The following is a 15,066-nucleotide window of genomic DNA, read 5'->3' on the forward strand; positions in this document are numbered from 1 at the left end:
ATTATTTTCACAGTACTCCCTTCTACTTTTTCAAATGCCCCATGTTTAATAGCATTTTCTACTAAAGGTTGAAGTAATAAAGGAGGCAATGAACAATCTATACTTTCTGGAATATCATATATTATATTTAATTTATCTCCAAACCTTGCTTTTTCAATTTCTAAATAGGATTTAATATTTTCAATTTCCTTATATAAATCTACTTCATTGTTACTTTCCTGTAAATTATTTCTAAAATAATTACCTAAATGGATTAACAATCTTCTGGCACTATCTGGTTTAGTTCTTATTAAACATACTATGGTATTAATTGCATTAAAGAGAAAATGTGGATTTATTTGAGCTTGTAATGCTTTCAGTTCAGACTTTGCTAATAATTCTGATTGATAATCTACTTTACTTAATTCGATTTGAGTTGAAAACAGATGTCCCAGTCCTAAAGCCAACTCTGATTCCACCTTGGTTATTGAGTTTTCTTCATCCTTATATAACTTCAATGTACCAACTACTTCATCCCCTTCCATTAAAGGAATAATTATTGCTGATTTCAGCCTACATTCTACATTGTCACATCCAATTTCTTTTTTAGTATTGGCAACAATACAGCTTCCTTTTTTTATCACCTCCTTAGTTAAGCTAGTCCTAACAGGGCTGCCTGCTAGATGATGGTCTTCTCCAATACCTACATGGGCTAATATTTTTTCTTTATCTGTAATAGCTACAGCTTTAACTCCAGTCATATTTTTAATTATTTGTACTACTTGATAAGCAGTATCTTCATTTAAGCCTTTTCTAAAATATTTTAATGTCTTATTAGCTATTTTTAAAGCTAATTGAGCTTGATAGGCTTCAGCAGTTTCTAAATCTTTAAATACACCATAAATTATAGATATACATACTGCTATTCCTATTCCATTAGCAATAATCATAGGTATTCCTATTATTTTTACTAATTCTAAAGCTTCTGAAAAAGGTTTAGAAAAGATTAATATAATTATCATCTGCCAAATTTCTGCAACCATACCAGCAATAAGGGCAAAGAGCAATTTATTATCGGATTTATCTATTCTTTTCTTTAAAAATCCAGCCATGATCCCTTCTGTAAAAGTGGAAAGACTACAAGATAATGCAGTGAACCCTCCTATATCTATTAAGAACCTGTGTCCTCCAGCTATAAGTCCTGACAGTATTCCAACAAAGGGGCCACCTAATAGTCCACCAACAAAAACTCCTATTACCCTTGCATTGGCAATAGCACCTCTTATAGGAATTCCTGTATAGGTACCTATAATACCGTAAATACCAAATATAACGGATAATAATATTTTATCTTTTATATTTACATTTTGTTTTGCTACCAGCTTCCTAAAGGACTCCATTCTAGTCATAATAAATGCTACTAGCATTATTAGCCCTACACGGCTGATTAAATTCTGAAAAAGTATTACTAACAGTGGAAACACCCCTTCTCCTTAATCTTAATTATATTATAATAAAGTATCTTACTGATTACAACAAGGACTAAACTAAAAAAAGCCGAGAACTGCTCAATTTAGTTCTCGACTTGTTTCAAAAATTCCTCTTCCCAAAGCTTAGGATATCTACCTACTGCCCATTCAGCCATAACTATTTTTTCTGCTGGTTTTAATTCTATGATTTCTACAGGTACATTATTAATTTTATCATTTTCCAACGTATGGACGAATATATTGTTGTGAGTTAATATAATTGCTATATCCTCATTAGGTGATGTAAATACATCTAAAGCTTCTGGTACTTTTGATTTTATCCTATTCCATGAAATAGATAGTTCATCATAATAAACTATTTCCTTTGGAGGAATAGTTTTTATATTGAAATTCTCATACCTATATATTCCATCTTCGACAAAGTTAATTCTTCCTTTAAAAATCCAATAGCCATTTCTTCTAAACAAACCAAAGCTCTCTTCATTTGGTTTCAAATCTATTAAACTGTTTTTATATTCTTCTTTTTCTCTTAGTATTTCTTTATTGGCACCTTCAATGAATGCTTCTTTCCCAACTTCTCCTAAAACATCTGAAATCATCAAAGGTTTAACCTTTGTAATGTTATCAATAGGATAAAATTCTAAATACCTTTGCCCCTTATTACGATAATGGATATTCTCTATAGAAATATAGTCATTTCCCACGTATAAAATATTCTTATAGGTATTTTCAGTTTTCTCTTCCTTTTTAATTTGCAGATCATTTTCTTGGTCTAAAGTTTTATTTAAAGGATATGCTATTATATTATCGTTTAATTTGCCATCATTATCTTCTCTTTCTACCTTGACTTTCCAGAATCCTGTTTTCCTAGGCAATAATATATCTTCCATTTCATGAATACTTACAATCTCTTTATTGTTACTACTAATAAATATAGTTCTATAATTCCATTTTTCCATATCTTCGTTTTGAGCCTCTAAGTCTAAAGATTTAAGTCCAAGCAAAATTCCAGTTTTTATGGCATCTTCTTCTAAACTTTCCTCTGTATCTAATAGTACATTTTCTGTTAATTGTTTAGTCTCTAGTTTTTTATCTTGAATCTCTTCTGAAATTTTATTCAAATAAAAAAATGTTCCTTCAATATTTACAATGATTTCTTCATCAGATATTTTTATAAACTCATATAAAAATTGTTCTGCGGCAACAGATACTATTTCTATTTTATCGGTATCTATATCTAGAAAATCTGGTGTTGTTTTATAATTGTATACTAAATAATCAGCTGCATCCACATTTTTTATTCTAAAGGATGGTTTTGTAAAATAATCCTCTCCTGCGGAAATAAACTCATTATGAAATAATATTTCCATTCCTAAATAGGATTCAGCTTTTTCCTCCTCCATGGTACTAGTAGTATTCATCCTATATTCTTCAATTCTCCATTGGCCAGAAACAGGCAAATTAATATTCTTTGGTGCTTCTATATTATCGGATAGCTGAGTTCTATCAATATCACAAGATACTATCCATATCATAGATGTAATTAATATTATCGATAGTAAAATCTTTTTCATTGATTCTCCACTCCTTTTATTGGAATAGATATAGTTACCTTTGTACCCTGGTTTAATTCACTTTTAATTTCCATAGAACCACCATGTAGTTTGATTATCTCATCGCAAATAGAAAGGCCTAACCCACTATTGGACTTACTATTTCTCCCTTTATAAAATTTTTCTTTAATATAAGGAAGGTCTTCTTCATCTATACCGCATCCATTGTCCTCTATTTGGATTAATATATTCTCTTCTTCCTCTTTTGCCATTAGTGTAACTATGCCTCCTTTTGGAGTAAATTTAAAGGCATTATCCAATAAATTAATTAGTACTTGTTTTATTCTATTTGCATCTGCTATTACATGGGATAAATTAGTATCATAATAGACATTATATTGAATGTTTTTTTCTTTTGCCCTAAATTGAAATTGCTTCCCTATCTGGGCTATTGACTCTATTATATCAATTCCCTCTTTATTCAAGGTTATTCTACCTGAAATAAATCTTGAAAAATCTAATAATTCTTCTACCATATTAGATAATCTCTCACTTTCTTTCTCTATTATATCCAATCCATCTATTAATAATTGTTCGTCTTTGGATTCATCAGATTTTAATGTAATTGCCCATCCTTTTATAGATGTTAGTGGAGTTCTTAGTTCATGGGAAATAGAAGATATAAAATCTGTTTTAAGTTGTTCCTTTCTTATTAACTCTTCAGCCATATAATTCAAAGTGTCAGAAAGCTTTCCTAACTCATCATCAAATCTTTTTCTAGATCTAATTTTCAATTGGCCTCCTGCCATTTTTTCTGCTACTGTAGTTACTTCCTTTAATGGTTGTATTATGGTATTTGCTAAAAAAATACTGAGAACACCAGATATTAATATTACAGTAAAGCCAACTATCAGTAATATTTTTGCAATATTTTTTATAATCCTATTGGCATTCCTCAACGATGAGACGAACCTTAAAACTCCTATGGGTTTCCCTTCTACTATTAAAGGATAAGAAACAGCCATTACTGCAGAGGTATCATAATCCACATTGCCTATCCAAATTCCTTTTTCTCCTTCTAAGGCTTTTGTGACATCGTTTGTGTTTATAATACTGGAAGAATGGGAGGCTCCTATGGAATCCATCAACACTTTCCCTTCTAAATCTAGTATTTGAACTTGGGCTTCAGTCTGACGCCAAAACACATCTATATCATCAATTATTATATCTTCTAATCTATTAGATGAAAAGTATCTTGAATAAAATTCTGTAGAGAGAATTATCTGATGTGAAAGAATTTCTTCCATACTTTTATAATAATATTTTTTTACAGCATTTATTAAAAAGACTTCCAATATCAACACAGTCATTACTATTACTAGCATAAAATTGCCAACTAATCTTTTTTTAATACTGGTATTCATCTTTTCCTCCTAAAGTTATTTGTCTCTCCATCTATAGCCTATACCCCATACAGTTTCAATATAGTAAGGCTCACTAGGGTCGTCTTCAAGCTTGGCTCTTAGTCTCCTGACGTTTACATCCACAATCTTTGAATCCCCTACAAAATCATAGCCCCATACTATATTTAGTATCTCATCTCTACTAAATGCCTTTCCTGAATTTTCAGTAAAAAGCTTTATTATAGAATATTCCGTTGGAGTCAGCTCTATTTCTTCATCCTCTTTGTAAAATTTTCTAGAATATTTATCTATTTTAAAAGGAGGATCTAGTACTATATGATTACTTTCTTCTATTAAAGGATCCATTCTTCTTAGCAATGATTTTACTCTAAGAACAAGTTCCATTGGATTAAAGGGCTTTACCATATAGTCATCGGTACCATATTCTAAACCCATGATCTTATCAATATCTTGAGATTTAGCTGTAAGCATAATTATACCTATTGTAGGATGTTTTTGTCTAAGAATTCTGCACACTTCATAACCATCTATTCCTGGCAGCATAATATCCAGTACTACAACATCTATATCCTTCTTTTTTACGATTTCAAGAGCTTCTTCTCCTGTTCCAGCTTCTTCAACTATAAAGCCTTCCCTTTCCAAATTAATTTTAACAAATTTTCTTATATGCTCTTCATCTTCCACTACAAGAATTCTTTTTTCTAACATCATTTATTTACCTCCAAATAATATATGAATAAAAGTAATTGCTGTAAATCTACAGCAATTATTCTAAAACATAAAACTCATAATCATTTTTTTGTAGAAATTCTATTATATAAGGCAATGATTCTGGTGTAGTATATTTTGAATCCATATCATGCATTAAAATTGTAATCTCTTTTTGACCTTTATAAGTGCTTTTAAATCTTTCTATTAATTTGTCTTTTGGTATATAATGGCCTTCTGCATCTCCATTTAAAGAATTCCAATCATAGTAAGTATATCCATTATCTAATACTGCCTTTCTAAAAGGTGCTTTTTTATCACCAAAAGAACCTCCTGGAAATCTAACCAATTTAGTTTCGTAATTTTCTCCTAATATGGCTTTTAATACTTTTTCAGTTCTTTCCAATTCCTTTATAAAATTAGAAGTTCTTCTATATATATAATTGTATCTGTGACTATAAGTATGATTACCTATAGCATGTCCTTCTTGATCAATCCTTTCAATTACGTCTGGATATTTTTCTGCTAAGTTTCCTACAATAAAAAATGTAGCTTTTACATCATATTCCTTTAAAATATCTAATATTTGAGAAGTTACCGTCTCCGAAGGCCCATCATCAAATGTTAAAAATGCTTTCTTTTTATCTTTTTCTAATGCTAAATTTTTTTGTTTCCTTTCTTCTAATTCAGCAATTCTTGCTTCCTCAGCTTCTATAAGCTGCTTTTCATGTTTCAATGCAATATTTATGGCAGATTTTTCTGACATCAATAAAATACTTTCTTCAAGTTTACCTGCTTCTACCACATCAGAGGCAGTCCTTTTATAATATTTATAGAATGTGCTAAGGAAGAACAAGATAAATATTATAATAAATACTGTAATATATCTTAGTGTTTTTCTTTTGTTTTTATTTTTCGATTTATTAGTTTGACTCATTAATGTCCCTCCTATTCTCATATGTCAACAACAAAATAATTCTCTATATATAGAATACTATATACCCAAAAAATTTGCATTACAAAAATATAAATAATTAATTACAAAAAGGTTACAACTAAAAGTACTAAAATAGGCTTAAATTTAGCCTATTTAGTACTTTTGCAACAAAATATTAATACTCTGCTCCATAAAATCCATATGGATTAATTCTGCGTATCAATTCAGAAATAAGTATTATAGATATTATATCTCTGATAAGTCTTCTTCTTCCATAAAAAGGTCTTTGTGTTACTCTATACCTACCCCTTCTTTCTATAGGATCCTCATCTATCTCAGGACATTCTAAAACCATTTTATCATAAATCTCATCTATCATAGTTTCCATATCCTCTTCAGAAATATCTCCTCCATATTGGTTCTCTTCTAAATATTTATTTGCTGATTCTATGGCTTTAGGATAAATCCTATAATATAGCTCTGGATAGTTGTAATCCATAATAAAACCTCCCCATACATATTCAATATATAATATGCAGTAGGAGGTACTATTGATACAATTATTTAAGATACTAATTCTTTAAACTGTGATTTATACAATTTTGCATATAAAGCATCTATTTCCAACAGCTCTTCGTGACTACCTTTTTCTTCTATTCCTTCATTGGTCAATACCAATATTTCATCTGCATTTTTTATTGTTGACAGCCTATGGGCTATTATTAAAGATGTTCTACCTTTAGCTAATTCTTCTAATGATTCTTGTATTAATATTTCTGTTTCATTGTCTAAAGCAGAGGTTGCTTCGTCTAAAATTAATATTGGAGGATCTTTTAAGAACAATCTAGCTACAGAAATCCTTTGTTTCTGTCCTCCAGATAGTTTAACACCCTTTTCTCCTATATAGGTACTGTACCCATTAGGAAGAGTCATTATAAAATCATGAATACGGGCTTTCTTAGCCGCTTCAATAATATCTTCTTCAGATTTAGTTGGATCTCCATAGGATATATTATCCATTATAGTTCCAGTAAATAAAAATACATCTTGTTGTACCAAACCAATATTTTTTCTAAGGGATTTTAGGGTAATATCTCTTATATCCTTACCATCTATTAAAATCTCCCCTTGACTAATATCATAGAACCTTGGTATTAAATGACAAAGAGTAGTTTTCCCTGCACCAGAAGGTCCTACTATTGCAACGGTTTTTCCAGCTTCAATATCTAAATTTAAATTGGATAATACCCTATCTTCACCATTAGTATAGCTAAAAGATACATTGTTGAATTTAATATCTCCTTTTACATTATTTAGTTCAACAGCGTCCTCTTTATCAATGATATCAGGTTTAATATTCATTATCTCCATAAATCTTTCAAATCCAGTCATACCATCTTGATATTGTTGCATAAAGTCAGCTAGTCTTCTTATAGGTTGCATGAAGAAGTTTACATATAAAGTATATGCAAGTAAATCGCCTAAATTGATTAATTGCCTATATACAAAATATCCTCCAGCACTGATAACTATTAAATTTAAAATATTTGTCATAAGACCAATACCAGCAACGAATTCTGCCATGGCTTTATAAGATGATTTTCTTGCCTCTCTAAATTGATAGTTCCCATCATCAAATTTTTCAATTTCATAAGCTTCGTTAGTAAAGGATTTAGCAACTCTTACACCAGAGATACTATTCTCCAATTGAGCATTAACATTGGCAATCTTTTTTCTAACCTGCCTAAAAGCATCTCTCATTTTTTTTCTTTTCAACATAGCAAACAAAATTACAATTGGTATAAAAGAAAATATGATAAGTGTTAATCTCCACTCTATTCTTACTAAAAGAATGAAAGAACCTACTAACATCACCAAAGAAATAAATAAATCCTCTGGGCCATGATGAGCAAGCTCTGTAATATCCCTTAAATCATTTACTAATCTGGACATTATATGTCCTGTTTTGGTGTTGTCATAGTAGCTAAAAGGCAATGTTTGCAAATGGGTAAATAAATCTCTTCGCATATCGTGTTCAATATAAACTCCTAATACATGTCCCCAGTACGAAACGATATAGTAACTGATATACCTGAATACAAATAGGATTAATAAAGCAATAGTCCATCTAACTAGAAGATCTATCCTACCTGCCGGTACTATTTCATTAACAATGTTTCTACTAACCATAGGAAAAACTAAGTCGAATGCAGAAATTAAAAAAGCAAAAAACATATCTATAAAGAATAGTTTTTTATGGGGTTTATAATAGGAAATAAATTTTCTAAGCAATTTCAGCCCTCCTTATTTAAATTATTATATAGTTTGCCTAAATTATTTAGCAAATCTTCTGCTTCATTTTTTTTCATTTTTTCTAATGCAATAAAAGTAACTCTGTTACTTCTTTCTTGTTTAATAATACGGATTAAATTTAATCCTTCTTCACTTATAATTACTCTTGTGATTCTTCTATCATCTATATCGTCCACCCTACTAACTAAACCTTTTTCTTCCAACCTAGTTATCTTTTCTGATATAGTATTTTGTGCTCTATTAAACTTCCTTGAAATTTCATTAATGGTAGGAGGTTTATCACTAAAACTTAAATAAATTAGTAGGTGATATTGGTCGTAGGTTAGATCATATTCCTGAGCTATTTGATGTCCTTTTGTATGGATTATATTGCTACACTCTCGAATATAGTTAGATATAGTCTCTGATATTTTTTGCAACTCCAAATTTTCACCTCCATAATTACTTTCGTCTGTCTAATATATCGTATAGCGATATTATATCATCTCTATTTCTTTTTTTCAAATATAATATATAATGATATTTAGCACATATTTTAAAGGAGGAAACTATGACTTTATTTTTAATGTTTTTTACTACATTCTTTATACAACTTATTGTTGCAACGGAAATGAATATTATTGCCCCCTTAGCCCCTTTTTTATCCCAATATTTTAATATTAAAGATAGTTCTGTAATTATGTTTAATGTAGGTTTTTCTTTAGTAGGAGTCCTAGTCCCTATTTTAGGAGTCTTTGCTGACAAATATGGAAAAAAGAAAAGTTTAATGGTGGCTTTAATATTCTATATTGTTGGTACTCTAATAAGTGGATTTGCTACAATTCCATTATTATTTGCTCTGGGTAGAATATTTATTGGCATTGGATATTTTTCCCTTAGTGGCACCAATCTATCCTATTTAAGTGAATTTGTTCCCTATGAATCTAGAGGGAAAGCTTCTGGATTATTAAGAACTGCCTTTGGCATTGCTATTTTATTTAGTCCATTATATGCAACTAAGATGATTAACAAATTTGGAGTTTTAAAAAGTGTCTATCTTCCCCTTACAATTATTGGAGTAATTTGTTTACTATTATTATTTAGACTACCTGAAACAAAAAGTTCAAAAAATGTAAAAGTTGATATAAATGAACTTTTAATTCTGCTAAAAAATCCCTTAAATTCTAAATCCTTAATAGTAATTTTTTTAGTTCTTGCAGCACCTTCTTTATTATTAAGTTTTCTAGGTATATATATTTCCAATAATTTTAATTTTAATCAAGTGGAGATTGGCTATGTCTATACTGTGGTAGCTTTGGGTACTATTCTTGGTATAGTATTTGCTGCATTGTTCACTGACAAAATAGGTAAAGAAAAGTTATCCAGAATCTTTTTTTCCATTATGCTATTTGCTTTAATCCCCATAGCTTTTTTAAATTCTGCTGGAATTATCATTGGATTTCTAACTATAGTAACAATTGGTTTAGACGGAGGATTTACAGCTTATCAAACTCTCTGTTCAGAAATAATTCCTGAAAAAAGAGGTACTTTCATGAGTTTGTTTTATACAGTTAATGCAATTACAGTAACTATATATTCTTTACTGGGCCCTTTTTTATACGATATAGGTGGTTACAAGCTACTGGTATTAATAGCTATAATAAATACTTCTATTGCTCTTAAAATACTATATAGTATGTCCATCGAAAAAACCATAATACAAAGGAATAACCCCTCTAGACTTTAGAGGGGGATTGCTGGTTATAGATTAACAAAGATATCAAATAATGAGTCATATATATAAAGGTTATCATACCTGTATCATTAAGTAAAAACCCTATAATTCCAGTGATAAATATTATATAAGTTTCTTTTTTAAGTTTTTTATCAACTCCTATAATTAAGTTTTTAAGAGAGATCATTTGAGCAACAATTACTATACTAAAAGGGGGCAATAAAGTCAATTTTATCAATTCTTTTGCTTTAATTATAAACATATCCAAAAATTCGCTTATTCCAAAAGTCTTTATCCTTATTAAAAAGTTAATTGCATGACTTTTTTCATTGCTAAGATAATCAAAATACATGTTTATAGCAAATATTATTATACCAATCAATATCAAAACTGCTATATTCTTTATATTCCTATTTTCCCATAATAAATTTGTATATAAAATTATTAAAAACAAAGCAAGCGCTGTCAAAAATCCTCCAGTATTAGCGCCATAGTTAGCGGACAAAACTATCATATTAGTTGTTATATATGTTAAGCAAGCTAACTTCTTTATATATATATTATTAATTAAATCTTCAATAAAAAAATAGCTTATTATAGAGCTAACTAGTAATACCCCCATCATTCCATTATTAAACCCATAGTATCTGGCTCCATAAAATAAATTATTAAAGCCTATATAAGAATTATATATCATTTCCGGATAAAAAAAGATTCCAAAGCAAATCATTCCATAGGTTAATGTAGCAAATAATCCAATAATATTTATATCCTTATCATACATAAATATAGTTATAATATAGGAAATTAATAAATTTATAAATAGATATAGAACAATATTTATATGTAAGCTAGATGCACCCATTAACAATGATATAAATATGTTTATGATTATAAAAGAATTGAACAAAGTTAATCTATCAAATCTATCTTTTCTCCCTTTATAAATATAATAAGCAGAATAACATTGCATAAAATACACTAGACCATGAAATAAATACGTTATCCAGATTAAATTAATGGCCTTTTTAGACAGATTTTTTGCATAATTAAGGTTGTCTTCTTCTTCCACTATGTCTATTTTATTTCCTATTACAGTGGATTGTTTTTCCCCATGAACCTCGAGCAATTCTGCATGTATATCCTCTAGAGTGATATATCCTTCTCTTTGTGTAGAAAGGCTGCTCATCATACCATTATCATCATTATGGATGTATATAATAGGAACTAAACTACTGTTTATAATATATTCCATATCTTTGGATACTTCATTTGGTACAATGATAATATTATAGTCTTTAAATTTATCAATATAGTCTTTTAATATTTTTACTCTATTATTTATTTCGTCTATATTGTAGGAGAGTACAAGTAAATTAGAATTAGATAAATAATAATTAGTTTTATTGTTTAACCAGATATTATCATATTTTACTTCTATTTCTCCTGATTTAATAGTACCAGTATTATCTACTGCTACTATGGCTGAAGAGTTATCCCCTATATAAGATATACCTTGACCCTTTATTTTTTCTCCTAAAACTTCTATTTTTACATTTTTTATTCCTTTAGTGGAGTCCTTAAACATATCTTCAAATCCAGATACAATTATTGTTCCATTTTCATCTTTATACAACCCTTTGTATAAAGATGAGTTAACTCCAATTTTTCTACCAGCTGCAATGGAAAAATAATAACTCTCTATAACATAGGGCTTTCTCGTTTTTATATTTACAAAACCAATTCCAAAATCAGTATCAGCAGTAATAGCCTCAATAACATCAAAATCTAGTCTATCTATTAAAAGCAAAATAGATTTTTCTTCCATGGCATAAGAAGTACTACTAAGAAATAGTACAAAAATAATAGCTAAAATTATTGTTATATTCCCTTTTCCCATAATAACACCCTTTAATATATGATGTAGTTTAAAATACAAAATATTCCTACTACTATGGAAAAAATCCCAATAAATATTTTGTATTTGTGAAATCCATTTTTTCTATCTACTACCTTTTCTACAATTTCTCTTTCGTTTTCTATTTCTCTAATTTCGTATCTTTGGCTAAATATTGAAAAAAGCCCTAATAATATAAATACTATTCCCATCAACAACAATTACATCGCCTCTTTTAATCAATATTAGAAATACAATTTTCTAGCTCTAAAACCCTTTCATCTTTAAATATTATTTTATCTATAATGCTTTTACTTAACTCATAATTTCCTAATTTATAATAGGCCAAAGCTTTATAATACAGCATGCTATCTTCATCACCATAAAGACTAGCAAGATTATAATAGGTTATTGCTGTTTTATAGTTCCCATCCATAAAATAGGTTTTCCCCATAGCTAAATAACATTTATGAATACCATCTAAGTCATCTTCTCTAGAATAATACAATAGACTTTTAGAAAAATGAGTTATAGCACAATGATATAGCTTATCTCTATAGAGGAGTTTGCCTTTAACTTTCAAAGACTTAGCCAATATATTCAATAATTCATACTCATTGGATATATATATTATCTTATATAATTCCCTATATTTTTCATACTTATCTATATTATTATCTTTTATTTTATCTAGACCTTCCAAACATACTTCTCGAGCAATATCATTTTGAGTTTTAACAAAGTAAGAAGCAGTTACGTTTAATTCTACCCCTTTTTCTTTTGCTTTCATATTTATCATATCTGCAAAATAAGTTGCATTAATTATATTTATACTTCTTTTACCATTTTCAAACATTGAAATATAATTTTTACTCATATTTTCACCAGACAAATCCTTTTGAGTTAATCTTAGCTTTTTTCTCATTTGTCTAAGTCTCTGTCCTGGTTCTAATATTTTAAAATCTTCCACACCATTCTCCCCCTACTTATGATTACAAATAATATTATATTCGCAATATTTATCACATTGATTTGATCTATCATACTGTTCAATAGTATTATTCTTATTTATAAATCTAATAAATTCCTTAATATCTTGAAAATTCTTCTCTAAGCTCTCTTTCCTTATATCTATTTCCACCATATCTCCAGTTTCTAAAAACAGTATAGCTGCTCTATCTATTTCAAAATTGGATATTCTCTTTAAAGCATTGACATAGAGCTGTAATTGAGGTGAATAGATTTTTATCAGTTGTTCCTTGTTATTAACTCTATTAGTCTTAAAATCCCATACCTCTGCTTTACCATTCTTAATATTTATCCTATCTATTATACCATATATGTATGAGTCTTCCACTAATAGGTAAAACTCTTTTTCCGAATATATCTTGTCATAATCTTCTCTGTGATACTTCAAATAATTTTCCATATATATATCTAATTCAGATTTTGTTTTATTATTATATTCTATACCAAAGGAATTAACAATACTTTCCATGAGTTCAAATGGTTCAATGCCAAATTTATAATGTTGGCAAAATTTATGAATAATATTACCTCTTGTAGAAGGTTCTATAATATTAGATAATTCATTTGACGTTCTACCTTCTAAATCTAAAGAAAGTCTATTGTAATAGTTCATAAAAAATCTTCTCCTACATCCGTTAAATTGAATATATTGGGATGCACTCACTCTATGGAAAACCTTTTTATCATACCCTTCTACTACATTGAGTAATGGAAATTTTTTTTTATTAATGGGTATACTTTTAAGCAATCCACTTTTTAAAGGCTTAATCTGCTCTCGAATATTAGGTTTAACATTCAACTTGTCTATGATCTGTATATGATCATTATTGATTAATTCCTTAACCATTTTTTTAAATCCACTATTCTTCCCTTGGTTTCCAATTAACAACCTTTTTTCCGCTCTAGTCATAGCTACATACAATAATCTTTTGTTTTCTTCATCTTCAATAGCTCTTATATCATCCTTTATTTTATTATAAAGGGGAGCCTTTTTATCATATTTAAATCCAACCCCTTTGTTTTTGTCTAGCAAAATATAAGGTTGTTGATAATTAAATCTTCTAGCCATTTGTGGGATTACTACTACTGGAAATTGTAATCCTTTAGATTTGTGTATAGTCAGTAACTTTACTACATCTGCATCTTCTGACTGAATCTTTGCTTGAGACTCATCTGTATCTTTTAATCTTTCTATATGATCAATAAAATCCTCTAAAGACCCTGAAGTATTTTTATCAAAATCCAAAGCTAAATCTAAAAATTTATAAATATTAGAAACTAATTGTCTGCCACTATAGGTTAGCATAAGGCTTTCAATATAATAGGTCTTTTCCAATAGTTCCATAAGCAATGGATAAACCCCATATAAACCTTTTTTTGTTATCAAATTTTTTAATAAATTTTTTGCTTTTTCAATTCTTTCTTTTTCATCATCTTCTATGGCTTTAATATCCTTGTCTAGGGTCTCTAAAATACAACTCTCTTTATGTCTTAAAATCCAATATAGAGTTCTATCTGTTAATCCAACCATAGGGCTCCTTAAAAAACCTATAGTAGATATTGTATCAAATCTATTGCTAATAGCTTTCAGACCATTCATAATATCAATTATTTCTTGGCCATGATAAAATCCTTTACCTCCTATATTATAATAGGGAATATCATATTCCATTAATGCTTCTTCATATATATGATCAACTGTTGAAGCTCTAAACAACAAGGCAAAATCTCCATAGTTAAATTGACCTTCCTCAACTAACTCTTTTATTCTACTAGCAATCAATCTACTCTCGTAATAAGCATTATAATCAGCTTTATCTACATTGGAAGGTGCTTTTAAATTCTCATTTTCCAATATTTCCACATCTATATTATTGTTTGAAAAATGATAATTTTTTAAGCTTATATATTTACTACCCATTAATTTCTCAAATAGGGAATTTACAAATTTTAATACGGTGTCAACAGTTCTAAAATTTTTATCTAAATTGATGGTTTTTTGTTGCGATATTTTTTCTATAT

Annotated in this window: 13 protein-coding genes; 1 reads left to right on the forward strand and 12 read right to left on the reverse strand. The window is 28.7% G+C overall.

Going from position 1 to position 15,066, the window contains the following annotated elements; translation table 11 throughout:
* From VK998_RS10930 to VK998_RS10965, 8 genes are all read right to left on the reverse strand, one after another.
* Window positions 1-1,406 (reverse strand): LytS/YhcK type 5TM receptor domain-containing protein (locus VK998_RS10930; RefSeq protein WP_325228229.1); only part of this gene is annotated, 1,406 nt, incomplete at its 3' end.
* A gap of 146 nt (window positions 1,407-1,552) precedes the next feature.
* A complete protein-coding gene (locus VK998_RS10935; protein ID WP_325228231.1) occupies window positions 1,553-3,043 on the reverse strand; it encodes a hypothetical protein in 1,491 nt (496 codons plus the stop codon).
* The gene (locus VK998_RS10940) at window positions 3,040-4,446 is read right to left on the reverse strand and encodes a sensor histidine kinase (RefSeq protein WP_325228233.1); all 1,407 of its coding nucleotides are present in this window, start codon (window positions 4,444-4,446) and stop codon (window positions 3,040-3,042) included. The genes VK998_RS10935 and VK998_RS10940 overlap by 4 nt, the downstream gene beginning before the upstream one ends.
* A 15-nt stretch (window positions 4,447-4,461) precedes the next feature.
* The gene (locus tag VK998_RS10945) at window positions 4,462-5,157 is read right to left on the reverse strand and encodes a response regulator transcription factor (protein WP_325228235.1); all 696 of its coding nucleotides are present in this window, start codon (window positions 5,155-5,157) and stop codon (window positions 4,462-4,464) included.
* Window positions 5,158-5,212: 55 nt separating this feature from the next.
* Window positions 5,213-6,091, reverse strand: a complete 879-nt coding sequence (locus tag VK998_RS10950; RefSeq protein ID WP_325228237.1) for a polysaccharide deacetylase family protein — start codon at window positions 6,089-6,091, stop codon at window positions 5,213-5,215.
* 175 nt (window positions 6,092-6,266) lie between these two features.
* The gene (locus tag VK998_RS10955; RefSeq protein ID WP_325228239.1) at window positions 6,267-6,590 is read right to left on the reverse strand and encodes a hypothetical protein; all 324 of its coding nucleotides are present in this window, start codon (window positions 6,588-6,590) and stop codon (window positions 6,267-6,269) included.
* Window positions 6,591-6,655: 65 nt separating this feature from the next.
* Window positions 6,656-8,383 (reverse strand): ABC transporter ATP-binding protein, encoded by a 1,728-nt coding sequence (locus VK998_RS10960; RefSeq protein WP_325228241.1) that lies wholly within the window; start codon window positions 8,381-8,383, stop codon window positions 6,656-6,658.
* Window positions 8,384-8,385: 2 nt separating this feature from the next.
* Window positions 8,386-8,829 (reverse strand): MarR family winged helix-turn-helix transcriptional regulator, encoded by a 444-nt coding sequence (locus tag VK998_RS10965; RefSeq protein WP_325228242.1) that lies wholly within the window; start codon window positions 8,827-8,829, stop codon window positions 8,386-8,388.
* Window positions 8,830-8,954: 125 nt separating this feature from the next.
* Between VK998_RS10965 and VK998_RS10970 the strand changes: the two genes are divergently transcribed.
* On the forward strand, window positions 8,955-10,130 hold the full coding sequence (locus VK998_RS10970) for an MFS transporter (protein ID WP_325228244.1): 1,176 nt from the start codon (window positions 8,955-8,957) through the stop codon (window positions 10,128-10,130).
* Here the strand turns inward: VK998_RS10970 and VK998_RS10975 are convergent.
* From VK998_RS10975 to VK998_RS10990, 4 genes are all read right to left on the reverse strand, one after another.
* A complete protein-coding gene (locus VK998_RS10975; RefSeq protein WP_325228246.1) occupies window positions 10,120-12,018 on the reverse strand; it encodes a hypothetical protein in 1,899 nt (632 codons plus the stop codon). The two genes, VK998_RS10970 and VK998_RS10975, sit on opposite strands and share 11 nt — an antisense overlap.
* An 11-nt stretch (window positions 12,019-12,029) precedes the next feature.
* The gene (locus tag VK998_RS10980) at window positions 12,030-12,236 is read right to left on the reverse strand and encodes a hypothetical protein (protein ID WP_325228248.1); all 207 of its coding nucleotides are present in this window, start codon (window positions 12,234-12,236) and stop codon (window positions 12,030-12,032) included.
* A gap of 14 nt (window positions 12,237-12,250) precedes the next feature.
* Window positions 12,251-12,985: a helix-turn-helix domain-containing protein gene (locus tag VK998_RS10985; protein ID WP_325228249.1), complete on the reverse strand. Its 735-nt coding sequence runs from the start codon at window positions 12,983-12,985 to the stop codon at window positions 12,251-12,253.
* A 12-nt stretch (window positions 12,986-12,997) separates the two neighbouring features.
* Window positions 12,998-15,066, reverse strand: a 2,069-nt coding sequence (locus tag VK998_RS10990) for a 3'-5' exonuclease (RefSeq protein WP_325228251.1), incomplete at its 5' end; no start/stop codon positions are given.

The sequence above is a fragment of the Schnuerera sp. genome (assembly GCF_035459645.1).
In the GTDB taxonomy this organism is placed as follows: domain Bacteria; phylum Bacillota; class Clostridia; order Tissierellales; family Tepidimicrobiaceae; genus Schnuerera.

What these genes read in the sequence shown, in the direction of transcription:
- VK998_RS10935 (WP_325228231.1), bottom strand. Translation starts at nt 3,043, where the DNA reads ATGAAAAAGATTTTACTATCGATAATATTAATTACATCTATGATATGG.
- VK998_RS10940 (WP_325228233.1), bottom strand. Translation starts at nt 4,446, where the DNA reads ATGAATACCAGTATTAAAAAAAGATTAGTTGGCAATTTTATGCTAGTA.
- VK998_RS10945 (WP_325228235.1), bottom strand. Translation starts at nt 5,157, where the DNA reads ATGATGTTAGAAAAAAGAATTCTTGTAGTGGAAGATGAAGAGCATATA.
- VK998_RS10950 (WP_325228237.1), bottom strand. Translation starts at nt 6,091, where the DNA reads ATGAGTCAAACTAATAAATCGAAAAATAAAAACAAAAGAAAAACACTA.
- VK998_RS10955 (WP_325228239.1), bottom strand. Translation starts at nt 6,590, where the DNA reads ATGGATTACAACTATCCAGAGCTATATTATAGGATTTATCCTAAAGCC.
- VK998_RS10970 (WP_325228244.1), top strand. Translation starts at nt 8,955, where the DNA reads ATGACTTTATTTTTAATGTTTTTTACTACATTCTTTATACAACTTATT.
- VK998_RS10975 (WP_325228246.1), bottom strand. Translation starts at nt 12,018, where the DNA reads ATGGGAAAAGGGAATATAACAATAATTTTAGCTATTATTTTTGTACTA.